Below are 22,216 nucleotides of genomic sequence, written 5' to 3'. Positions count from 1 at the left end.
GAGAAAATCTTCGTTTGGCCAAAAAAAACCGGCTGTCGTGGCATTTGAAGGCCCAGGGTGGCCCCCCATCCCCTGGCGGCTGTCTCTATGCCAGGGGCCTGTCACCTTTCCTGCCCTTCTGGCCGCCCGCGCCCGGCGGGCCAACGCTTAGGCAGACGGATGGGTGCGCCTGGCCCTTTCCCCCGGCCAGGGCCAGACACCTGCCGCCAGGCCTCTGCGGCACGCCTATCTATAGAGGGGCTTGCCCAGACCGCCAAGCCGCCATTTTCTCTCGCTGCACTGCTAGCCCTATATATAGAGGCCTCTATATATAGGGCTCTCTATAAGGACCGGCTCTCTATATAGAGGAATATCGCATTGCCGCCCCTGCTGTCAGGCGCCGCAGCAAGCGCCGCCGAGCCCCCTCGCATGAAGGTTCACGCAGCCTGGCCGCGATACGAGGCAGACAGGCAAACAGACAGCCGCCCCCTTCCGCCATGGTTTGCCGTGGCAGCGCTTCCCCCCTCTATAGAGAGAAGCCATGGCGGCCATAAAAGCAGACCCCGGGAAGCGCTTCGCTGTCTTCCCGGGGTCTGTGCGGTTGCTGCCTGGTCCCGGAGGGTTCACCTCCGGCGAGTATCAGCGCAATTCGCGGCGCAGAATCTTGCCGACGTTGGTACGCGGCAGGTCGTCACGAAACTCGATGTGGCGGGGAATCTTGTAGCCCGTCAGTTGCTGGCGGCAGAAGGCCGTCAAGGCTTCGGCTGTCAGGGAAGGGTCGCGCCGGATGACAAAGAGTTTGACCGCTTCGCCGGAACGCGGGTCCGGCACGCCTACGGCCGCCACTTCGCGCACACCCGGATGCGTCGCCACCACTTCTTCGATTTCATTGGGATAGACATTGAAGCCCGACACCAGAATGATGTCTTTCTTGCGATCTACCAGGAACACGAAGCCCTTGTCATCGACATAACCGATATCGCCGGTACGCAGAAAGCCATCCGCATAAAAGGCCAGCGCCGTTTCCTCTGGCCGTTTCCAGTAGCCTGACGTGACCTGCGGCCCGCGCACGCAGATTTCGCCAGTTTCCCCGACGGCCAGCTCCCTGCCTTCATCATCACGAATGCTCAGCTCCGTCGAAGGCAGCGGCAAACCGATGGATCCTTCCACATGATGTCCGTCCATGGGGTTGATCGTCACGGCTGGCGAGGTTTCCGTCAGGCCATAGGCTTGCACAAGCGGTGTGCCGGTAATTTCCTTCCAGCGCTCGGCCACCACACGCTGCACGGCCATGCCGCCCCCTAGCGTCAGGCGCAATTGTGAAAAATCCAGTTTGGCGAACTCAGGATGATTGAGCAATGCATTGAACAGCGTGTTGACGCCGGTAAATGCCGTCATTCCTGAGTCCCGCATGGTTTTGATCAGGCCGGGAATATCGCGCGCATCCGTCACCAGAACATTGCGTGCGCCTATCTTCATGAAAATCAGGCAATTCGCTGTCAGAGCGAAGATATGGTACAGCGGCAAGGCCGTCACGATGCATTCCTTGCCATCGCGCACCGATGCCTGAATCCAGGCATGCGCCTGGCAAACATTCGCCACCAGATTGCCATGCGACAACATGGCGCTTTTGGCGACCCCGGTCGTGCCGCCCGTATATTGCAGGAAGGCCAGATCGGAAGCGCCCAGCGCCGGAGGGTCAAAACGCTGCGCCGCCCCCTGCGCCAGGGTATCGCGCAAACGGACCGCGCCCGGCAATGACCACGGCGGCACCGCTTTCTTCACGCGGCGCACGACAAAATTCACCATCATGCGTTTCATGCCGCCCAGCAAATCCCCCACCGCGGTGACCACAATATGCTTGAGATGGCTGCGGTCCTTCACATGCTCCAGCACATGGGCGAAATTCTCCGCGATGACAATGGCCTTGGCCTGGGAGTCCACCAGCTGATATTCAAGCTCGCGGGGTTTGTAGAGCGGATTGCAATTCACCATCACGCAGCCGGCACGCAGAATGCCGAACAGGCAAACCGGGTATTGCAGCAGATTGGGCATCATCAGCGCGACAGCGTCACCCCTGCCCAGCCCCTGGCTTTGCAGCCAGCCGGCAAAGGCCCGGCTCAGGCGGTCCAGTTCTTCATAGGTAATTTCCTTGCCCAGCGATACATACGCAACCTGCTTGGCATAGCGCTTGCAGCTGGCTTCGAACAGATGAATCAGTGAATCATATTCAGCGGTGTCCACCATGGGGGGAACGCCTTCCGGGTACTGCTCTAGCCAGATTTTCTCCACGACTGTCTCCTTTTTCCGCCTGCGGCTCCCAATGGAACCCCATCATTTTGTTCTTTCAGCAGCCTCGCTGGCGGCCGCCGCCCTGCCTGCCAATTCTTTTTCACGCTTTTTTTCGGCATAGTGCGCCCGGGTGGCGATGTACAGCGTGCGCTCAACAGTGGCATAAGCCGTGCCCTGGGCATCGACCAAATCCACGCTATAGACGCGTACGGTTTCCCGCTCGGTGTCGAGCACCTGGCGGATATCAGCCACTTCTTCGTCCGTGATGCGGAACTCCGCATACAGCACCTGATAGGCCGGACGCCGAAAACGGATGGCCGCCTGCTTGTCCCAGATGATGACATCGCGCCCCAGGCGCAATGTCAGCAGCAGCGGATGCGGCCCATCGGTAATGCCGAACAGTGAGCCGCCGTAGATGGACCCCAGCATATTGCGCGTGCGCCGGCGCCAGGGCAGGCGCACACGCATGCAGGACAAGTCCGGCGCAACATGCACCACCCGCCCCCCCATGCCCCGGAAGCCCGGATGCAGATTGAACCCCAGGCGCACCATAGGGGCGCGCCAGGCATGGGGCAAGCGGCTCAACAAGTCCAGCGACATGCTCAGAGCGCCTCGAAGACACCCGCAGCGCCCATGCCCGTACCGATGCACATGGTCACCATGCCGTACTTGCCGCCGGTACGCCTCAGACCGTGCGTCAGCGTCGCCGTGCGGATCGCTCCCGTTGCGCCCAGCGGATGCCCCAGCGCAATGGCGCCGCCCAGGGGGTTGACCCGTTCCGGATCCAGCTGCAACTCACGCATGACGGCCAGCGATTGCGCCGCGAAGGCTTCGTTCAGTTCGATCCAGTCGAGCTGATCCTGGGTAATACCGGCCTGGGCCAGCGCGCGGGGAATCGCTTCTATCGGGCCTATGCCCATGATTTCCGGCGGCACGCCTGCAACGGAATAACCGGCAAAGCGGGCCAGCGGCCGCAGATTGAGCGACTTCACCATCCGTTCCGACATCAGCACGACGGCGGCTGCGCCATCGGACATCTGCGAACTGTTGCCTGCCGTCACCGAACCCCGCGCCGAAAATACCGTGCGCAAACGGGCCAAGGCTTCGGGACTGCTATCGGCCCGCGGCCCTTCGTCCTGGTTCACGGTACGGCGGCTGATGCGCGGCTCGCCAGTCTGCCTATCGCCCGGCCCATGGCTGACGATTTCATAAGGCGTAATTTCCGCCGCAAAAGCGCCATTTGCCTGCGCCGCCGCGGCACGGCGGTGCGACTCCAGCGCAAAGGCATCCTGGTCTTCGCGCGACACCTTCCAGCGCTGCGCGACTTTTTCCGCCGTCAGGCCCATGCCATAGGCCATGCCCAGACGGTCATCCCCTTCGAAAATCGCCGGGTTGATGGAAATTTTGTTGCCCATCATCTGCGACATCAGGCTCATGGATTCCGCGCCGGCAGCCACCATGATGTCCGCCTCACCCAGGCGGATACGGCTGGCCGCATCCGCCACGGCCTGCAAGCCGGAAGCGCAGAAGCGGTTAATGGTCAGTCCCGGTACCTGATTGGGCAAGCCTGCCAGCAGCAAGCCCATGCGGGACAGGTTCATGCCCTGCTCTGCTTCCGGCATGGCGCAACCGGTAATCACATCGCCGATCTGCGTCTGATCCAGCCCCGGCACCTGAACCAGCACCGCATGCAATGCGGCGGCCAGCAAGTCATCGGGGCGGGTACGGCCATACATGCCGCCCCGCTTGCCTACCGGCAGACGGGTCGCGGCCACGATGTAGGCATCCTGTTTCTGCATACTCATGAATCTTCCTTGTTCAGTTGCGCAACGGCTTACCGGTTTCCAGCGTGTGGCGAATGCGCGCCAGCGTCTCCGGGGTACGCAGCAACGCCATGAATTCACGCCGCTCCACCGCCAGCAACCACGCTTCATCCACCTTCGCGCCGGTATCAACATCCCCGCCGCACAGGGCGACAGCTGCCGAATGCGCCACTTTGTAGTCATGCCGGCTGATCATGCCGCCTTCCAGCATATTGATCAGTTGCATGTCGAAATTGGCAATGCCGCTGCGGCCCGCCACGATCACTTGCCCCGGGCGAGCCGGGACGCGGTGGCCAACCTCAGCCATGGCGCGAGCGCGGCGTATGGCGGTCCACAACAGTTCATCCGGGTGGAACACCACGGTGTCGGTCGGCACGCCAAAGCCTGCCTCAATGGCCTGCAAGGCGCTCTTGGACACCTGGCCCATGGCGATATTGCGGAACGCCGGCTGCAGGTACGGGAAGACTTCTCCCGGTGTTTCCGTCTGCGCTGCCAGCCAGGCCGCCCGCACGGCAAATGCCTTGCTGCCGCCGCCAGCGGGAATCAAGCCGACCCCGGCCTCGACCAGGCCAACATAGCTTTCCAGCGCGAAGACCCGCGCCGATGCATGCATGGTGAATTCGCAGCCGCCGCCCAGGGCCATGCCCTGCACTGCCGCCACTGTCGGGATCTGCGCGTAATGCAGCGACAATGAAGCCTGCTGGAATTTGACGACAGTCTGTTCCAGCCGCTCGAATTCGCCCGCGGCAGCCGCTTCGGCCACTTGCTTGAGATTGGCGCCGACAGCAAAAGGCGCTTCATGCCACAGCACCAGCGCATCGCTATGCTGCTCTGCATGCGCCACGGCCTGCAGCACGCCTTCCAGAACTTCGTCGCCGATGGTGTGCATCTTCGACTTGAACGAAAGAATGGCCACGCCCGCATCGACCTTGGGCAAACGCCACAAGCGCACCCCGTCGTTTTCCCAGAGCGTTTCCTGAGGCTGCGCCGCCGCCGGATTCTGGCCGCCCAGCACGCGTTCGGGGAACAGCTGGCGCTCGTAAACCGGCAGATGGGACGGCGCTTCGACACGGTGTTCACGCGCGGAATAAGAACCGGCAGCCGTATGCACGCCCTGGCGATCCTTTTCCTTGGCCCAGGCCGGCAAAGGCGCCGGGCCCATGGTTTCCTGCCGGGCGATATCCGCTTCGATGGCTTCCGCCGTCTCGGCCCAGCCCGCGGCCTGCCAGGTTTCCAGCGGCCCATGCCCCCAACCGAAGCCCCAGCGCATGGCCAGGTCGAGATCGCGCGCATTCGCTGCGATGCCGCCCAGGTGGAAGGCGCTGTAATGGAAGGTGTCGCGCAGCACCGCCCACAGGAATTTCGCCTGCGGATGGCTGCTGGTCCTCAAGGCACGCAGGCGCTCTGCCGGATCGCGCTGTTTGAGGATGGCGACGACTTCATCGGCCACCTTGCCGGCTGCCGGACGGTAATCGCCCTGCGCGAGATCCAGCACCTGGATTTCGCGGCCCACTTTGCGATACACCCCGCGCCCGCTTTTCTGGCCCAGCGCGCCTTGTTCGATCAGGCCCTGCAACCAGTCCGGCGCCTTGAAATACGCATGCCAGGGGTCTTCGCTTGCGCCATCGCGCAGCGTATTGATGACATGCGCCAGGGTATCCAGGCCGACCACATCGGCCGTCCGGTACGTTGCGCTCTTGGGCCGCCCAATCAGCGGCCCGGTCAGGGCGTCCACTTCATCAAAGCCCAGCCCCAGGCGCAGCGTGTGATGCATCGCCGCGAGCAGCGAAAATACGCCAACGCGGTTGGCGATGAAGTTAGGCGTATCCAGGGCGCGGATCACGCCCTTGCCCATGCGCGACGTCAGCCAGGATTCCAGATTATCCAGCACGTCAGGGCGCGTTTCGGGAATGGCCACCAGCTCCACCAGCTTCATATAGCGCGGCGGATTGAAGAAATGCACGCCGCAGAAACGCGGCCGCAGCGTGTCAGGCAAGGCCTGCGCCAGCGAGGCAATCGGCAAGCCGGAGGTATTCGATGCCAGGATGGCCTGCGGCCCGATATGCGGCGCCACGCGCTGGTACAAATCGTTTTTCCAGTCCAGCCGCTCGGCGATGGCCTCGACAATCAGATCGCAGCCGGACAACTGTTCCAGATGCTGGTCATAATTGACGGGGGTGATATAGGCCAGGCTGGCCGGGCTGGCCAGCGGCGCCGGTTCCAGTTTTTTCAAACCGGCCAGCGCCTTGAGCGCCACGCCGCTGGGGTCACCTTCCTTGGCGGTCAGATCGTACAGCAGCACGGGGATACCGGCGTTGGCCAGGTGCGCGGCAATCTGCGCCCCCATCACCCCGGCGCCCAGCACCGCGGCACGTTTGATATTGAACTTGCTCAAGCAACTCTCCTTAGTCATTCCGTGAATCGGATGGCCTCATCATCAGAAGCGGGTAGATACCTGCAAACCGATGACATGGCCGCTGCTCTTGTAATCCCCTACCACGCGGCCCTGAGCCAGGGCATTGCCATTGTCGATAGGCGTGTCCTTCAGGTGCAGGTAGGTATAGCCCAGATCGACAGTGGTATTCGCGCCGTGGCGGTACTGCACCCCGGTCGAAAGCCACAAACGATTGTTATCGGGCAGCGAAGTCGGCCGGTATTCCGCATTGCGCACCGGCGACTGGTCGATGGCAACCCCCACCTTCCAGGTCCATTTCTCATTCACATGGTAGTTGGCACCCAAGGCAACCCGCCAGGTATCGCGGAACCGCAGGTCCAGCGATGTCGTGCGGTTGATATTGCCACCGCTTTCAATGTCGAGCCGGGGAATGCTGCTCCAGCCCGTCCATGACACATCTCCCAGCAGCGTCCAGCTCGGCGTCAGTTCATGCATGATGCTGAACACGGCGGTATCGGGCAGATCCACACTGGCGCTGGCGCTGCCGCTGCCTACCGGATTGCCGCGCAATTCGATATCGGTATCGCCCTTGGCCGAATGTTTGATCTTGGAACGATAGGACAGGCCAATGCGGGTGGAGGCGGTCGGCTGGAAAATCACGCCGGCATTCCAGCCCCAGGCGTCGCCGTGCATTTTGACCTTGCCGTCAGCTTCCATATAGCCCACGCCCGGCACCGGCATGACCTGCGCCAGCCGGTAGGTGGCATCTATGCGCTGCCAGTTGGCGCCGACCCCCAGAGAAAAGTACTCATTGACCTTGTAGGCAATCGACGGATTAACGTTGATGGTGCGGATCTCGAATTCGCGCGAGTGGAAACGCCCGATCCAGTCGTCGGCGTATTCGGTCTTCAGGCCGAAGGGCGCGCCCACCCCGACACCGGCAAACCAGCGGTCGTTGAGCTGCCAGGACATATAGGCATTGGGCACAAAGCCCCAGCTGCCCGCATCACCGCCATTCGAACCGCCAGCCCCGCCCCCAAGCGCCAGCGGCGCGCGGCTTTGGCCGTTATCGCTGAACTTGAACGAGGGGCGAATGGCCGTCACGCCGCCCGACACGTTCATGCCGGGCAAGTAAGTCATCCCGGCCGGATTGAAATAGATCGTACTGGCATTCTCCGCAATGGCGGCCGAGCCGGCATAGGCATTGCCCAGGCCGCTCGCGCTTTGCTCAAGCAGCTGGAACCCTGCACCATGGCTGGCTGTGGCTGCGCCGCTCAATACCGCCAGGGAAAAGACGCGCCCTGTCAGATTGCGTGTTTTCATCTTTTGTCTCCTCGTGCATGACCGACCTTCTCTGGGTCTGTCATCTAAAACCGGCAGGGCCGGGGCTGGTGATATACCGCTAGCTTTATTCTGATACTGAGGACATTCCGTGATGCAGCAATGGCCCCCCGGTGAAGGGGGCATAGCCTGTTCCAAAAATCATGCCCGCATCCGCCAGTTCGGCATCTGCGACCACGCCTGCATCAAGCTGCTTTTGGGCAGCCTGCGCCAAGGTTTGCGCCAGCGCCGCAGCCATACCTTCCGGCACACTGCCTGCCTTGGGTTTTTCTGCCTTACCGGCACGCCACTGATAAAAACCCGCGCCGCTTTTGCGCCCGAGCTTGCCGCTTTCAATACGCTGCTGCAGGCAGCGCGGCGGCGCCGCATCGGGCGCCAATTGGCGCCCGGCAGCCAGGGCGACATCCAGGCCGACGGTATCTATCAACTCGATCGGCCCCATGGGCATGCCAAATGCCGTCATGGCGGCATCTATGCTGGACGGGCTGACGCCCTCATCCACATAACGCATGGCCGCCAGCATGTAAGGCGCCAGCGCTGCATTGACCAGAAAACCCGGCGCGCTGCGCACCGGCAACGGCAGCTTGCCGATTTGCCCGACGAACCCGCAGGCGCGGGCCGCTGCCTGCTGATGCGCCACGTCACCATCGCTGGCGCTGACGACTTCCACCAGCGGCATGCGCGCCACCGGGTTGAAAAAGTGGATACCGACCAGGCGCTGGGGTTGCCGCAAGACCGTGCGCAGCGCTTCCAGCGGCAGGCTGGACGTATTGGTTGCCAGCAGGGCATCCGGTTTCATGCGCGTTTCCAGCTGCCGGTACAGCGCCTGCTTGGCTTCCAGGTTTTCGCTGATCGCTTCAATCACCAGGTCAGCCTGCGCCACGCCGTGCCCGGCCACATCCGGGATCAGGCGGTCCAGCGCCGCCTGTTCGCGGCGCCTGTCGCGCAATTTGCGGCGGTACAGTTTGCCGGCCCGCGCCAGCACCGGCGCAATCTGCGCCAGGGTTTGGTCCTGCAAGGTCACGCGCATGCCCTGCAAAGCGCACCAGACGGCAATATCCCCGCCCATGACACCAGCGCCGACCACATGCACATGCCGCACCGGCGCCAGGCCAGCAGCCTTGCCATAGCCCTTGAGGCGCTCCTGCAAATGGAAAACACGCAGCAGATTGCGGGCCACCTGAGACGACAGAATGGCATCTATCAAAGGCGGTACCAGCAAGGGATTGCCGCCGTAATTCGACCAAAGATCCAGAATGGCGCGCGGCGCCGGATAATGCCCCAAGGGGTCCTTGGCCGCCAGCTGGCGGGCTACCTGCCTGCGCACCAGCGGCTTGAGCGGCCAAGCGCCCAGCCAGCTGCGCCAGCCGCGCGCGCGCGCCAGCGGCTTGCCGGACAGCACCCATTGGCGCGCCACAGCATCAGCCACTCGCGCAGGCACGCAGGCATCAGCCAGGCCCAGGCTCGCGGCGCGGCGCGGGTTCAAGCGGCGGCCCGTCAGCATCATATCGAGCGCCGCCTGCGCGCCAATCAAATGCGGCAAACGCTTGATACCGCCCCAACCCGGCACAATGCCCAGCATGACTTCCGGCAGGCCCAGCCCGGTGCCAGGGTCGTCCACCACAATACGGTAGCGGCAGGCCATCGCCAGTTCCAGGCCGCCGCCCAGGCAATGGCCGCGTATCAAGGCCAAGGTCGGGTAGCGCACCGCAGCCAGGCGTTCAAACAAATTCCAGCCGCGCGCCACCAAGGCCTGGGCCGCCCCAGCGCCATCCAGCCGGGAAAATTCCTCGATATCCGCCCCCACCACAAAACCGGTGTCCTTGCCGGTGCGGATAATCAAACCGGCGGGCGGCGCCTGTTCCAGCACATCGAGCACGGCATCCAGTTCCGCCATCACATCTGCCGCCAAGGCATTGACCGCGCTGCCCTGCCGGTCCAGCGTCAGCCAGGCCAGCTTCTGTTCATCGCGCGTCAGCGACCAATGCTGCCAAGTGTGTTCCGTCATGCTGCCTCCTGCTCCACCGCCGGTTTGCTGCGGCCTGCGCCCAGCGCTTCCACCAGCATCGCGCCGCCCTGTCCACCGCCAATGCAGATAGACGCCATCCCCTTGCTCAGCCCCCGCGCACGCAAGGCCTGCAACAAATGCAGCACAATGCGCGCCCCTGAGGCCCCGACCGGATGGCCCAGCGCAATCGCGCCGCCATCCACATTCAGACGCGAATCATCCAGCGCGCCCCAGGCTTGCGTGCCCAGCTGCGTGCGGCAATATTCTTCATCCTGCCAGGCTGCCAGGCAGCCCAATACCTGCGCCGCAAACGCCTCATTGATCTCCCAGAGATCCGGGCTGTTCAAGTCCATGTTCTGGCGCTGCAAAATAGGGGTTGCGGCATGCACCGGCCCCAGTCCCATGCTGGCCGGGTCCAGGCCGGCCCACTCACGGTCAATAATCCGTCCCAGCGGCTCCAGGCCCCATTTTTCAACAGCCCGTTCGGACGCCAGCAACAACACCGTGGCGCCATCGGTCACCTGCGAACTGTTGCCTGCGGTAATGTTGCCGCCCAGGCGGTCAAACACCGGGCGCAGGCGCGCCAGCCGTTCCAGCGTGGAATCCGCGCGCACGCCATCATCTTCCGGGTAGCTCTGCCCCTGCGCATCGACCAGCGACGCCATTTCAGCCTGGAATGCCCCGGCCTCGCGCGCTGCCAGCGCACGCTGGTGGCTGCGCGCCGAATAGCGGTCCATATCCGTGCGCGAAATCCCGAACTGCTTGGCGATATTCTCGGCCGTCTGCCCCATGGACAGCCCTACCACCGGATCGGTCAAGCCTTTCAGCAGACCGATCACCGGCTTGAAGAAAGCGGGACGGAACTGCCGCAGCAGCCGCAGCTTCTGCCCGGTAGAGCGGGCCGCCATCCAGCGCGCCAGCCAGCGTGTCATTTCATCGGAGAACAATAGCGGCGCGCGCGACAAAGCATCCACGCCCCCGGCCAGTATCAGGTCGGCGCGCCCGGCCTCGATATTGGTCATGGCGGAATCCAGCGCCTGCATACCTGAGGCGCAATTGCGCATGACGGTCCAGCCCGGCACCTTGGGCCCGCAGCCCAGCCGCAAGGCAATCACCCGTCCGATATTGACCTCGTCCGGGGATGGCGCCGCGCAACCGATCACGACCTCATCCAGATCCGTTGGCGCGAAGGGCTGGCGCAGCAACAGCTCCCGCCCTGCCTGCACGGCCAGATCCGCCGCGCTGAAAGGGCCAGGCCCTGTACGCACCTTCAGGAAAGGCGACCGCGCGCCATCCACGACGTAAACCGGATCCCTCATACCTGCGCTCCCTGCGGCGCATCTTGCGGCGCCATGACATCGAAGGGGAAGTCATCCACCTTGACCACGGCATCACGCAAAGCGTCACGCTTGCGCAGCAAGGCGTACTCTTCATCGCTCAACGCGCCGGCGGCACGGGCCGCTTCCGTCATATCGCGCACATTGGCCAGCGGGTTATTGGCCAGCAGCCCGCTCTTATCGACCTGCCGCAGCTTGAGTTGCGCGGCATCGGCCGCCAGCGTCGCCGCCAGCGCCTGTTCAATCGCACCCACCGGCTCGTCGGCGGACTGCGGCACATAGCACCCATGGGTCAGGCGTTCACGCGCCGCGCCCGGTTCGGTCAGCAAGCGCGCCACTTTCTGCCCCAGCCTGTCGCTGGGCGCCGAGAACGGCAGGCCCCAGAAAAATACGATCCGGCGCAGGCAAGCTGCCACGAAGCGGTTGGGGAAATTGTGCAGCAAGCCGTCCATGGCGGTTTGCGCCCGGAACAAAGCATCCTGCATGGCCCAATGCACCAGCGGCAGGTCTTCGGCCTGACGGCCTTCATCTTCATAACGCTTCAGCACCGCGCTGGCCAAATACATCTGCGCCAGCACATCGCCCAGGCGGGCCGACAGGCTTTCACGGCGTTTGAGGCTGCCGCCCAGAATCAGCATGGACATATCGGACAGCATGGCGAATGCGCTGGAAAGCCGGCCCAACCGCTGGTAGTAACGCCCGGTGGCGGCATCGGCCTGACGCGGCTTGCCCGCCCAGCGTCCCGCCGTGAAACCATGCCAGCCGCTGCGCAAGACGTTCCCGATCACAAAGCGGACGTGGCCCCAGAAAGCGCGGTCAAAGTCCAGCAAGGCGCGCCGTTTATCGCTTTCGCGCACCGCTTGCATTTCAGCCAGCACATACGGGTGGCAACGCGTCGCGCCCTGTCCAAAAATGATCAGGCTGCGGGTCAGAATATTGGCCCCTTCCACCGTAATGCCGATAGGCACCTGCTGATAGGCGCGCCCCAGGAAATTGGACGGCCCCAAGCAAATACCCTTGCCGCCGATCACATCCATGCCGTCATTGACGACCTGGCGCGCGCGCTCGGTGACGTGATATTTGACGATACCGGAAGCCACCGACGGCTTCTCGCCCAAGTCCACCGCGCCCGCCGTCATGGTACGGGCTGCCTCGGCCACATAAGCATGGCCGCCGATACGCGCCAGGGCTTCTTCCACGCCCTCGAAACGGCCTACCGGCACGCCGAACTGGCTACGCACCCGGGCATAGCCCCCAACCGCGCGCGCCGTCAGGCGCGCCATACCGGCATTGGCGGACGGCAGGGAAATCGAGCGGCCTGCCGCCAGACATTCCATCAGCATGCGCCAGCCCTGACCCGCCATTTTCGGGCCGCCGATAATGAAATCCAGCGGCATGAAAACATCACGCCCGCGCGTCGGCCCGTTCATGAACATGGCATTGAGCGGGAAATGGCGCCTGCCGGTTTCCACGCCAGGGTGCTTGGACGGCACCAGCGCGCAGGTAATGCCGATATCCTTTTTGTCGCCCAGCAGACCATCGGGGTCATACAGGCGGAAGGCCAAGCCCAGAATGGTGCACACCGGCGCCAGCGTGATGTAGCGCTTGTCCCAGGTCACGCGCATGCCCAGCACTTCGCGGCCCTGCCACTCGCCCTTGCAGACCACGCCGTAATCCGGGATGGCAGCAGCGTCAGACCCGGCCCACGGACTGGTCAGCGCGAACGCGGGAATTTCCTCGCCCGTCGCCAGCCGCGGCAGGTAATGATTCTTTTGCTCTTCCGTGCCGTAATGCAGCAACAGCTCGGCCGGCCCCAGGGAATTGGGCACCATGACCGTCACCGCCAGCGACGAAGAACGGGTGGACAGCTTGGTAATGATTTCGGAGTGCGCAAAAGCGGAAAAGCCCAAACCGCCGTAATCCCTGGGAATAATCATGCCCAGAAAACCGGCCTGCTTGATATAGGCCCAGGCTTCCGGCGACATATCGCCCTTATGGTGCGACACATCCCAGTCATCGACCAGTTCGCAGGCACGCTCGACCTGCTGCTCCATGAAAGCCTGCTCTTCGGCCGTCAAACGGGGCCGGGGAAAAGCCAGCAGGCGGTTCCAGTCCGGCCGGCCGCGGAACAAATCCCCTTCCCACCACACCGTGCCGGCTTCCAGCGCGTCACGCTCGGTTTCGGACATCTGCGGCAGTATCTGCCGGAAACGGTTCAACAGCGGCCGGCTCAACAGGCTGCGGCGTATGCCGGGCACCCCCAGCAGAATGACGCCGAGCACTACCAGCGCCAGTACGATCCATCCAATGATTTGCATGATTATGTCTCCAGCTTCTGATTCATTGTTAGGGCGACTGCAGCGGTGCCCGCAACCCGCCGAGCAGGAAGCTCATGAGGCGCGGCAGCAGCTCAGCGTCTTCCTGTGCTGCTTCCAGGGCGTCTTCCTGCCAGCCCATGACTTCGCGCAATTCTTTGGTGCCCGTCAGCGCAAACGAAGCAGCGCCCAGCATGAACTGGAAACGCCAGACGATTTCGTCATGCGGCACACCCGGCAAGGCCTTGAGCAAGGCCTGCTTGTAACGTTCCAGCACATCGCTGTATTCCTGCGCAAACAGGATCCGGATAAAGGCGGTCGGCTCGGTCATGGAACGTTCCAGCAATGGCCATATGCCTGCCTGATCCTGACGCGCCAGACGAATCAAAGTACCGAAAAAGGCATCGACGATCTGTGATGCCTTCATCGGCTGGCCGGATTCCCGTTCCTGCTGCTCAAGCTGTTCCAGCTGCTGCAGGCGCGCCTGATTCAGCGCCCCCAGGCGCCGCTTCAGCACAGCCTGCACCAGCCCTTCCTTGGAGCCGAAGTGATAGTTGACGGCAGCCAGATTCACGCCAGCCAGGGCGGTGATCTGACGCATAGACGTCGCCTCGTGCCCTTGCTGCGCAAACAAAGTTTCCGCCGCATCCAGCACCGCTTCAGGCGTGGGGACCGCCAGACGGCCCATCTCGTTGATGACTGCTGACACCGTACACTCACTTGTTTCAAACGTTTGTTTGAATTATGACGGTACGAAACGCAGGCAGCCATGCTGGTTTACCCTGCGCCGCACTGCAACATTTTAGAAAAACATGAAAAAAGGCCGCGCACCCCTGTATTCAGGGTGGCGGCCCATCAAGACGGCCAAGAAAAAACTAGCCGCGCTCGGACAACGCCAGCTTGGCTGCCAGCGCCAGAAAGACCGCGCCTGCGCCGCGATTCAGCCAGACCTGGATAGACGGCGAGCGCCGCAACAAATCCCCCAGCCGCCCGGCCAGCAGGGCAATCGCCCCGAATACCAGGAAAGCCGCCAACATGAACAGCGCCCCCAAGGCAATCAATTGCCCGGTGATGCTGCCCTGCGCCGGCGTGACGAATTGCGGCAAAAAGGCCAGGAAAAACAGTGACACCTTGGGATTGGTGACATTCATCAGAATTCCGCGCCGGTACAAGGCCCAGCCCCCCAGCCGCGCCCGCTGCCCCGGCTCCGCCGCCGCCCGGGCATGCGCAAAAGCCTGCCAGGCCAGATAGAGCAGATACGCAGCCCCGCACAGTTTCAGAACCGTAAAGGCCAGCGCCGACGCCTGGAACACGACAGCCAGCCCCAGCGCCACCGCCGCCGTATGCACGACCAGACCGGAACACAAGCCCAACACCAGGCGCATGCCGGCCCGCCAGCCATCCGCGGCCGACTGCGCCAGCACGCAAAGATTATCCGGCCCCGGCACCAGCGCCAGCACCACTGCCGTCCCGAAAAACGACAGCGCAACATCCATGGACAACATCATGACACCCGCGGCCAGCGCCTATCCCTTGACCGCATAATCGCGGCCGCCAAACAGCAGCGAACCGATACGGACTTCCGTCGCCCCTTCTTCGATCGCCATCTCGAAATCACCGCTCATCCCCATGGAAAGGCGCGCCAGCGATACCCCCGCGGGCGCAGCAGGCGCCAGCGTATCGCGCAGTTCGCGCAAACGGCGGAAGCAGGCGCGCACCTGCGCCGGATCAGGGTCATTCACCGCCAGCGTCATCAGGCCCTGGATATGCAGGCGTGGCGCCTGTTCCGCCACCGCCTGCAAAAATAGGCCTACCTCCTCCAGGGCCATGCCGGACTTGCTCGGCTCGGGCGAAGTCTTGACTTGCACCAGGGCATCCATCTGCCGGCCTTCGATCTCCAAACGCTTTTGCAGCGCCAAGGCCAGGTCCAGACGGTCCAGCGACTGAATTTCATCCGCCAGCCTGGCTGCCTCCTTGGCCTTGTTGGTTTGCAAGTGCCCGATCATGACCCAGCTGATCCCGCAGTCCGCCAAGGGTTCGCTTTTGCTTTTGATTTCCTGGGTCTTGTTTTCGCCCAGACGCCGCAGCCCATGGGCGGCGGCTTCGCGCAGGATGTCCGCGCCGAAAGTCTTGCTGACCGGCAACAGGGTCACGCTGCCCGGCGCACGCCCGGCGCGCTGCTCCGCCGCCGCAATGCGCGCGCGGATCTGCGCCAGGTTCTCAGGGAAAAAAGCCATACGTTCCATCACCAAACATTCAATATCCAACAACACGCCCTTTTGCTGGCCAGGCAAACGCCAGCCCAGCAAGACTTCAGCGCAATGACAGGCTTTCCAGCAACTGCATGCCTTTGCGGGCCTGCAAGCGGCCATACCAGGCATCCAGATGCGGCAACGCCGGGAAGGCATCCGGCAAGGTGCGCAAGGCCTGCAGCAGCGTCGCCAGGGGAATATCGCCCATGCCGAAACGCTCGCCGGACAGATACGGCTGGCGTGCCAGCGCCGCATCGGCAATCTTCAGCAAGGCCGCGCCCTGCTCCCAGCCGCGCTGGATTTCCGTTTCGCTGCGCTGGGCTGGCGTAGCGCGCACGCTATTCCAGAAAATATCGCGGAACGGGCCGGCAAACGCCGTCGAAGCCCAATCCATCCATTTATCAGCAGCCGCCCTGGCCTGCGCGCCGTCCGGCAGCAGCGAGCCCTGCCCATAGACATCCGCCAGATAACGCACGATGGCATTCGACTCCCACAGCACGAAATCCCCTTGCTGCAGGCACGGCACCAATCCATTGGGATTGAGCCGCAAGTATTCGGCATCGCGCACCACACCGAATGCGCCGCCCGCGTCCACCCGGCGGAAATCCAGGCCCAACTCCGTCAGCGCCCAAAGCACCTTGCGCACATTACTGGAGCTGGTTCGCCCCCAAAGCGTGATTTCACTCATCTTCTCACCCTGAAAATGATTCAGGCGCCGGACGTATCCGGCGCCTGTCTAGCGGGGCTGGCCCGCCATGTTCCGCGCTTTGCCGCCGGCGGCAGGCTGGCGGCAAAACATCACTCAGACCAAAGCCGCTTCGATGGCCTGGCGCAAAGCGGCGTCGTCCGGCGCGATATCAGGCGCGAAACGGCCGATGACTTCACCCGAGCGCGACACCAGGAATTTTTCGAAATTCCAGGTCACATCGCTGGGTTCGGACGACAGCAGATTCCGGTCAGCCAGGCGCTGGCGCAGCGTGCCGTCCGGCTTTTGCTGTGCGGCGGGCTTGGCGGCGATCAGCGCGGCATACAGCGGATGACGCCCCGCGCCGTTGATCACGACCTTGGAAAACAGCGGGAAACGCACGCCGAACGTGCCTTCGCAGAAGGTCTTGATTTCATCGGCCGTGCCCGGCTCCTGGCCCGCGAAATCGTTGCAGGGGAAGCCCAGCACTTCCAGGCCCTGGCCCTGATACTTTTCATAGAGCGCTTCCAGCCCGGCGTACTGCGGCGTCAGGCCGCACTGGGAGGCCACGTTGACGATCAGCAGCGCCTTGCCGCGGTAGTCGCCCAAAGTCGCTGCGCTGCCATCCAGGCGCTGCAAGGGAATATCGTAAATCGACGCCACGCTCATTCGGAAACTCCTTTCATTTCGCCTTCGGTTTACCCGCGGCCAGCATTATCCGGCCGCCACGCGGCCAACCCGCCGAGAATACGGGAAGCAGTCGGTCAAATCAATGCCGTGATAATCATGGCATTGACCAGATCTATGAAAAACCCGCACACCAGCGGCACGACAATGAACGCCCGGTGCGCAGCGCCATACTGCTGCGCCACGGCCGTCATATTGGCAATGGCAGTCGCGGTCGAGCCCAGCGTAATCCCGCCAAAACCGGCCGCCATCACTGTGGCCTCGTAATCCCGGCCCATCAGCCTGAATACCACGAACAGCGCATAGACCACCGTCAGGAAAATCTGCACGACCATCACGGCGGCGATGAACAAGAACACCCCTTGCAGCTCCCATAACTTCAGGCCCATCAATGCCATCGTCAGGAACAGGCCCAGGGTGACATCGCCCAGCAGCGCCAGCGCCTTGGTCGTGCCCGGCAGACTGCGGGTCGGATCCCGGCGCAGCGTCAATGCCGGGATATTGCGGATCAGGATACCCGCCATCAGACAGCTGACGAATGTCGGCAGGGTCAAGCCCAGCCCTTTCAGCCCCGCGTCCACCGTCCAGCCGATCAGCAAGGCGCAATTCAAGAGGAACAGCGCCCACAGCACACTGAAATAATCCAGCGGCTCAGCCCTACCCTGATTGACCGCTCCCACATCCAGGCGGCGGCTGCCTGAGGGCTTCACCCCGTGGTGGCGAATCAGCCATGTGGCTATCGGGCCGCCCACCACACAAGCGGCGATCATGCCCACGGTATTACCGGCAATGCCTAATTCCATGGCATTGGGAATACCCAATTTTTCGATGAAGATAGGGCTCCAGGCCAGTGTCGTCCCGATTCCGCCCGTCAGGGAAATGGACCCGACCATCAGCCCGGCGCGGGGGTCCATCCCGAACATGGCGGCCAGGCCCATGCCAGCCAGATTCTGTATCACGATAAATACCGATGCCAGAATCAGCAGCAGCACCAGCGGCCAGCCGCCGCGCTTGAGCGTGCGCATATCTGACTTCAGGCCGATACCGGCAAAGAAGTAGAGCAGCAGCAAATCGCGCACACCCAGCGCGAATTCGATACGCACATCCAGCAGGTAATAAGCCAGCGCCACCACAACGGCGCAGCAAAACCCGCCGACCACGGGCTCAGGGATACTGTATTGCCGCAACAAGGCAATCCGCATCGTCGCCAGCTTACCCACAAACAATAGCAATATGGCAATCGTAAAGGCGACGAATGCGCTGACCTGCAATACTCCGGTATCCATGACACTCCGGTCTTTCAAACAAAAATGAAGTGTATCTCCGGCGCATGAAAAAACGCAGTGCATTGCCGTTTCTGCAACAGAAAGCGCTAAGCAAATGACAAGTCCGCGCAGTCCGCCTGCCAGCCAGCGCGGATTGCGTCACTTTTGTCCGCTGTTCCCCCTGCCGCCGTGCCGGCCATACGGTCTGCCGCCGCTCCCGGCAAATTGCAAAGCTGTAATACCTGCACTGGCAGTAGAGCCTTGATCAAGAATCAATCTCATTGTCTATACAATCAGTTCAATGCTTCTCCACCGGCCATGAACGGCAACCGCTACTGCGCCATGCACCACCCGACTGCTTTCGCTGCCTCGCATTCCTGTTGCTGACCCCGCTCCGCTACGGTGCGGCCCATGGTTTCTCACAAGGAAATATCATGACGGAAGTTGCACAGCTAGCCAGTTTTGTCCACCGCGCCCGCTATGAAGACATCAGCGCAGCGGCAGTTCAGGAATTGAAGATCCGCATTCTGGATACCGTCGGCGTCGCCATTGGCGCCCAGGATGCCGCCCCCATCCGCGCCATACGCGGCCTGCTGCAAGATCTGGGCGGCACACCCGCCGCCAGTTATCTGGGCGGCGGCCAGGGTTCCCCGGATCGCGTGGCCTTCTACAACGGCGCGCTCAGCCGTTACCTGGATTACATGGACGCCTATCTCGCCAAAGGCGAGACCAACCACCCTTCGGATAACTTCGGTGCCGTCCTGGCCTGCGCCGAAAATGCCAATGCCAGCGGCAAAACTTTATTGACGGCACTGGCGGTCGCCTATCAGGTGCATACACGCCTGTCGGATGTTGCGCCGGTACGCGCCAAGGGCTTCGACCACACCACGCAAGGCGCCTATGCCGCCGCAGCCGCCAGCGCCAAGGCACTAGGCCTGGATGCCGAGCAGACCGCCAACGCCATTGCCATTTCCGGCACCGCCAATAATGCCCTGCGCGTCACGCGCACCGGCAATCTCTCGCACTGGAAAGGGCTGGCCTACCCCAATACCGCCAAGGAAGGCGTCTTCGCCGCGCTGCTGGCCAGCCGTGACATTACCGGGCCGGAAGCCGTGTTCGAAGGCAACAAGGGCTTCAAGGACAGTATTGCCGGGCCTTTCGAGATCGACTGGCTCGCCGAAGACCTGGAAAGCGTGCGGCGCACCATCCTCAAGAAACACAACGCCGAAATTCACTCGCAATCCGCGCTAGATGCCGCGCTCGATATCCGCGCCCGGCCCGGCTTCAATGCCCACGCGATCCGCAGCGTCAGACTGCGCACCTTCGATGTCGCCTTTTCCATCATCGGCGGCGGCGAGGAAGGCGACAAGCAGAACATCCGCACCAAGGAAGAAGCAGATCATTCCCTGCCCTACATGCTGGCTGCCGCCTTGCTCGACGGCCAGGTGCTGCCTGAACAGTACGAGCCTGAACGCATTGCCGCCGCCGATATCCAGGCGCTGCTGCGCAAGGTTCATATTGCGCCAGACCCCGCGCTATCGGCCCGCTTCCCCCAGGAAATGCCCGCCGAACTTGAAATTACCTTCGAGGACGGCCGGACAGAGCGCGCCACGCGCAACAACTATGAAGGCTTCCATACCCAGCCCATGAGCTGGGACACCGCCCGCCGCAAGTTCGACCTGCTGGCCGCGCCTTTCGCGGATCAGGCACTGCGCGATCAGCTGGCGGCATTGATCGCCGCGCTGGAAACACATACGGCACGCGACCTGGCCACGCTACTTGCCCAGGTTCCGGCACAGCGCCATACCGCCTGATGCCTGAGCTTCCCCCCGCTGTCCGCAGCGGGGGCAGCAGGCCGCAGCGGCTGCAAGATTTTTACTCGCTGTTCCTTCGTTTCGAAAAGGAGATTGCCATGAGCAAACCGACGTCGCAGGAAACCGCATTTTCTTTCATCCCCCGCGCCTACCGTCCGCCCAAACCGCGCAAGTTCGGCCTGACGGAAGCCCGCGCGCCCTACTACGCCACCTTCGGCACCCGCCATCTGGCAGATGTGCTGGACGTCGCCGGGCAATGGGTCGATGGCATCAAATGGGCCGGCGGTTCCTTTGCCCTGCTGCCCAAAGAACAGGTGCGCGCCTTCAGTGATCTGGCGCACCAGCACGACGCCTATGTGTCTTCAGGCGGCTGGATAGAAACGGCGCTGCGTTACGGCCCGGAGGCCGTGGAAAAATATCTCAAGGAAGCCAAGGAGTCCGGCTTCGACGTCATCGAGATTTCCACCGGTTTCATTTCCATCCCCACCTCCGGCCTGCTGCGCCTGATCGAACAGGTGAAGAAAGCCGGGCTGAAGGCCAAACCGGAACTGGGCATACAGTTCGGCTCCGGGGGGGACTCCAGCGAAGCCGAACTGGCGGCCGAGGGCAAGAAGGATGTTGGCGACCTGATCGCCCGCGCCCGCAAGGCGCTGGATGCCGGGGCCGACATCATCATGATCGAGTCCGAGGGCATCACCGAGAACGTCGTTGACTGGAATACCGGCGCAGTCGCCCGGATCATCAACGAAGTCGGGCTGGAACATGTGATGTTCGAGGCCGCCGACCCGCCAGTCTTCGAGTGGTACATCAAGAACTATGGCAACGAGGTCAATCTCTTCGTGGACCATAGCCAGGTGCTGCAACTCGAAGGCCTGCGCCAGAACATCTGGGGCAACAAGAGCACGTGGGGCCGCATCATCAACCCTGCGCCGCGCGGCTAAGGGCACACGCGTTACGCGGCCCCGCGCTGGCCGCCCTGTCCGCGCTGGCTGCGCATGCCCTCAGCATGCGCAGCCAGGGCTGGGGCCTAGCCCAGACGCACCATCCCGGCAGCCGCCGTCTGATTGCTGGCTTCGTCAATCAGGATGAAGGCGCCATTACCAGGGTTGGCGGCATAGTCATCCAGCGGCAGCGGGTCGCGCACGGCCAGACTGACCCGGCCGATTTCATTGGTTTGCAGCGGCTCGCCCCCTGCCACCTCAGCCAGTTCATGAACATCCCGGCGCGACAGCACGGCTTTCACTTTCACCGACGTCACGCGCGCGCCATGCTTGAGCAGATAACGCCGTGCCGGGTTAAGCGCCTGCGTGTCCAGCCAGCACAGATCCGCCTCGAAGCTGCGCTCTACCTGCGCAGGCGCCTGGGCATGCACTAGCAGGTCGCCGCGTGAGACATCAACATCGCGGTCCAGCACCACGGTGACGGCATCCCCCGCCACCGCCTCTTCACGCGCATCGCTGCCCAGATAAATAGCCTGCACCCGCGCCTCCACACCCGAAGGCTGAATTTGCACGGTATCCCCGACGCGCAAGGCGCCAGAGGACACCAGCCCGGCATATCCCCGGAAATCCGCCACGCTGCTGCCGCCATGACGGATCACCCACTGCACCGGCAGACGCAGGGGACGCTGGCGCGCCTGAGCTTCCACCGGCAGCGATTCCAGCAGTTGCAGCAAGGTCTGGCCTTCATACCAGGGCGTCTGTGCCGAACGCGTCACAACGTTATCCCCCTTGAGCGCAGACAGAGGCAGGATGTGGAAAGCGGCGATATCCAGCCGCCGCGCCAGTTCCGCATAAGCGGCCTGGATGCGTTCAAAGGTAGCGCGATCCCAATCCAGCAAGTCCATCTTGTTGACCGCCACGATGATATGGCGGATGCCCAGCAGGCGCGCAATGGCGCTATGGCGCTTGGTCTGCGTCAACAGCTTGCCGTCTGCGGCGCGGGTCGCGTCAATCAGGATGATGGCGGCGTCGGCAGTGGAAGCGCCCGTCACCATATTGCGGGTGTACTGCTCATGGCCAGG

General features: G+C 62.9%; 17 protein-coding genes. 2 read left to right on the top strand and 15 right to left on the bottom strand.

Translation table 11 applies throughout. The features are described from left to right. Positions 1-618: 618 nt before the first annotated feature. From ACTJGZ_RS10930 to gltS, 14 genes are all read right to left on the bottom strand, one after another. Positions 619-2,271 (bottom strand): AMP-binding protein, encoded by a 1,653-nt coding sequence (locus ACTJGZ_RS10930; RefSeq protein WP_441662947.1) that lies wholly within the window; start codon positions 2,269-2,271, stop codon positions 619-621. Between the two features lie 42 nt (positions 2,272-2,313). Beyond that, positions 2,314-2,871 (bottom strand): DUF4442 domain-containing protein, encoded by a 558-nt coding sequence (locus ACTJGZ_RS10925; RefSeq protein WP_441662946.1) that lies wholly within the window; start codon positions 2,869-2,871, stop codon positions 2,314-2,316. 2 nt (positions 2,872-2,873) lie between these two features. Continuing rightward, positions 2,874-4,076, bottom strand: a complete 1,203-nt coding sequence (locus ACTJGZ_RS10920) for an acetyl-CoA C-acyltransferase (protein WP_441662945.1) — start codon at positions 4,074-4,076, stop codon at positions 2,874-2,876. Between the two features lie 13 nt (positions 4,077-4,089). After that, the gene (locus ACTJGZ_RS10915; protein ID WP_441662944.1) at positions 4,090-6,489 is read right to left on the bottom strand and encodes a 3-hydroxyacyl-CoA dehydrogenase/enoyl-CoA hydratase family protein; all 2,400 of its coding nucleotides are present in this window, start codon (positions 6,487-6,489) and stop codon (positions 4,090-4,092) included. Between the two features lie 42 nt (positions 6,490-6,531). After that, positions 6,532-7,812, bottom strand: a complete 1,281-nt coding sequence (locus tag ACTJGZ_RS10910) for an OmpP1/FadL family transporter (protein ID WP_441662943.1) — start codon at positions 7,810-7,812, stop codon at positions 6,532-6,534. A gap of 85 nt (positions 7,813-7,897) precedes the next feature. After that, positions 7,898-9,838: a 3-hydroxyacyl-CoA dehydrogenase NAD-binding domain-containing protein gene (locus ACTJGZ_RS10905; protein WP_441662942.1), complete on the bottom strand. Its 1,941-nt coding sequence runs from the start codon at positions 9,836-9,838 to the stop codon at positions 7,898-7,900. After that, positions 9,835-11,157: an acetyl-CoA C-acetyltransferase gene (locus ACTJGZ_RS10900; RefSeq protein ID WP_441662941.1), complete on the bottom strand. Its 1,323-nt coding sequence runs from the start codon at positions 11,155-11,157 to the stop codon at positions 9,835-9,837. The genes ACTJGZ_RS10905 and ACTJGZ_RS10900 overlap by 4 nt, the downstream gene beginning before the upstream one ends. Next, positions 11,154-13,493, bottom strand: a complete 2,340-nt coding sequence (locus ACTJGZ_RS10895) for an acyl-CoA dehydrogenase (protein WP_441662940.1) — start codon at positions 13,491-13,493, stop codon at positions 11,154-11,156. The genes ACTJGZ_RS10900 and ACTJGZ_RS10895 overlap by 4 nt, the downstream gene beginning before the upstream one ends. A 28-nt stretch (positions 13,494-13,521) precedes the next feature. Beyond that, positions 13,522-14,187 (bottom strand): TetR/AcrR family transcriptional regulator, encoded by a 666-nt coding sequence (locus ACTJGZ_RS10890; protein ID WP_441662949.1) that lies wholly within the window; start codon positions 14,185-14,187, stop codon positions 13,522-13,524. Between the two features lie 178 nt (positions 14,188-14,365). Then, on the bottom strand, positions 14,366-14,995 hold the full coding sequence (locus tag ACTJGZ_RS10885; RefSeq protein WP_441662948.1) for a LysE family translocator: 630 nt from the start codon (positions 14,993-14,995) through the stop codon (positions 14,366-14,368). A 21-nt stretch (positions 14,996-15,016) separates the two neighbouring features. After that, on the bottom strand, positions 15,017-15,736 hold the full coding sequence (locus ACTJGZ_RS10880) for a YggS family pyridoxal phosphate-dependent enzyme (protein WP_441662939.1): 720 nt from the start codon (positions 15,734-15,736) through the stop codon (positions 15,017-15,019). A gap of 67 nt (positions 15,737-15,803) precedes the next feature. Beyond that, the gene (locus ACTJGZ_RS10875) at positions 15,804-16,430 is read right to left on the bottom strand and encodes a glutathione S-transferase family protein (protein ID WP_441662938.1); all 627 of its coding nucleotides are present in this window, start codon (positions 16,428-16,430) and stop codon (positions 15,804-15,806) included. 114 nt (positions 16,431-16,544) lie between these two features. Next, positions 16,545-17,096 (bottom strand): glutathione peroxidase, encoded by a 552-nt coding sequence (locus ACTJGZ_RS10870; protein ID WP_441662937.1) that lies wholly within the window; start codon positions 17,094-17,096, stop codon positions 16,545-16,547. A gap of 95 nt (positions 17,097-17,191) precedes the next feature. Beyond that, complete coding sequence (gltS, locus tag ACTJGZ_RS10865; RefSeq protein WP_441662936.1) at positions 17,192-18,400, bottom strand: sodium/glutamate symporter; 1,209 nt, start codon at positions 18,398-18,400, stop codon at positions 17,192-17,194. A 413-nt stretch (positions 18,401-18,813) separates the two neighbouring features. On the opposite strand from gltS, the gene ACTJGZ_RS10860 reads away from it, so the two are divergent. Together ACTJGZ_RS10860 and ACTJGZ_RS10855 are read left to right on the top strand one after the other, a co-directional pair. After that, positions 18,814-20,193 carry an MmgE/PrpD family protein gene (locus tag ACTJGZ_RS10860; protein WP_441662935.1) on the top strand — a complete coding sequence of 460 codons (1,380 nt, stop codon included), beginning with the start codon at positions 18,814-18,816 and terminating at the stop codon, positions 20,191-20,193. Positions 20,194-20,291: 98 nt separating this feature from the next. Next, positions 20,292-21,134: a phosphosulfolactate synthase gene (locus tag ACTJGZ_RS10855; RefSeq protein ID WP_441662934.1), complete on the top strand. Its 843-nt coding sequence runs from the start codon at positions 20,292-20,294 to the stop codon at positions 21,132-21,134. Between the two features lie 86 nt (positions 21,135-21,220). Here ACTJGZ_RS10855 and ACTJGZ_RS10850 read toward each other — a convergent pair. Next, positions 21,221-22,216, bottom strand: a 996-nt coding sequence (locus ACTJGZ_RS10850) for a sulfate adenylyltransferase subunit 1 (RefSeq protein WP_441662933.1), incomplete at its 5' end; no start/stop codon positions are given.

The organism is Kerstersia sp. (assembly GCF_052103615.1).
In the GTDB taxonomy this organism is placed as follows: Bacteria; Pseudomonadota; Gammaproteobacteria; order Burkholderiales; family Burkholderiaceae_B; genus Kerstersia.
This window is presented reverse-complemented; position numbering and strand designations above follow the sequence as displayed.

What these genes read in the sequence shown, in the direction of transcription:
- ACTJGZ_RS10925 (WP_441662946.1), bottom strand. Translation starts at nt 2,871, where the DNA reads ATGTCGCTGGACTTGTTGAGCCGCTTGCCCCATGCCTGGCGCGCCCCT.
- ACTJGZ_RS10920 (WP_441662945.1), bottom strand. Translation starts at nt 4,076, where the DNA reads ATGAGTATGCAGAAACAGGATGCCTACATCGTGGCCGCGACCCGTCTG.
- ACTJGZ_RS10910 (WP_441662943.1), bottom strand. Translation starts at nt 7,812, where the DNA reads ATGAAAACACGCAATCTGACAGGGCGCGTCTTTTCCCTGGCGGTATTG.
- ACTJGZ_RS10905 (WP_441662942.1), bottom strand. Translation starts at nt 9,838, where the DNA reads ATGACGGAACACACTTGGCAGCATTGGTCGCTGACGCGCGATGAACAG.
- ACTJGZ_RS10900 (WP_441662941.1), bottom strand. Translation starts at nt 11,157, where the DNA reads ATGAGGGATCCGGTTTACGTCGTGGATGGCGCGCGGTCGCCTTTCCTG.
- ACTJGZ_RS10895 (WP_441662940.1), bottom strand. Translation starts at nt 13,493, where the DNA reads ATGCAAATCATTGGATGGATCGTACTGGCGCTGGTAGTGCTCGGCGTC.
- ACTJGZ_RS10885 (WP_441662948.1), bottom strand. Translation starts at nt 14,995, where the DNA reads ATGTTGTCCATGGATGTTGCGCTGTCGTTTTTCGGGACGGCAGTGGTG.
- ACTJGZ_RS10880 (WP_441662939.1), bottom strand. Translation starts at nt 15,736, where the DNA reads ATGGAACGTATGGCTTTTTTCCCTGAGAACCTGGCGCAGATCCGCGCG.
- ACTJGZ_RS10875 (WP_441662938.1), bottom strand. Translation starts at nt 16,430, where the DNA reads ATGAGTGAAATCACGCTTTGGGGGCGAACCAGCTCCAGTAATGTGCGC.
- ACTJGZ_RS10870 (WP_441662937.1), bottom strand. Translation starts at nt 17,096, where the DNA reads ATGAGCGTGGCGTCGATTTACGATATTCCCTTGCAGCGCCTGGATGGC.
- gltS (WP_441662936.1), bottom strand. Translation starts at nt 18,400, where the DNA reads ATGGATACCGGAGTATTGCAGGTCAGCGCATTCGTCGCCTTTACGATT.
- ACTJGZ_RS10860 (WP_441662935.1), top strand. Translation starts at nt 18,814, where the DNA reads ATGACGGAAGTTGCACAGCTAGCCAGTTTTGTCCACCGCGCCCGCTAT.
- ACTJGZ_RS10855 (WP_441662934.1), top strand. Translation starts at nt 20,292, where the DNA reads ATGAGCAAACCGACGTCGCAGGAAACCGCATTTTCTTTCATCCCCCGC.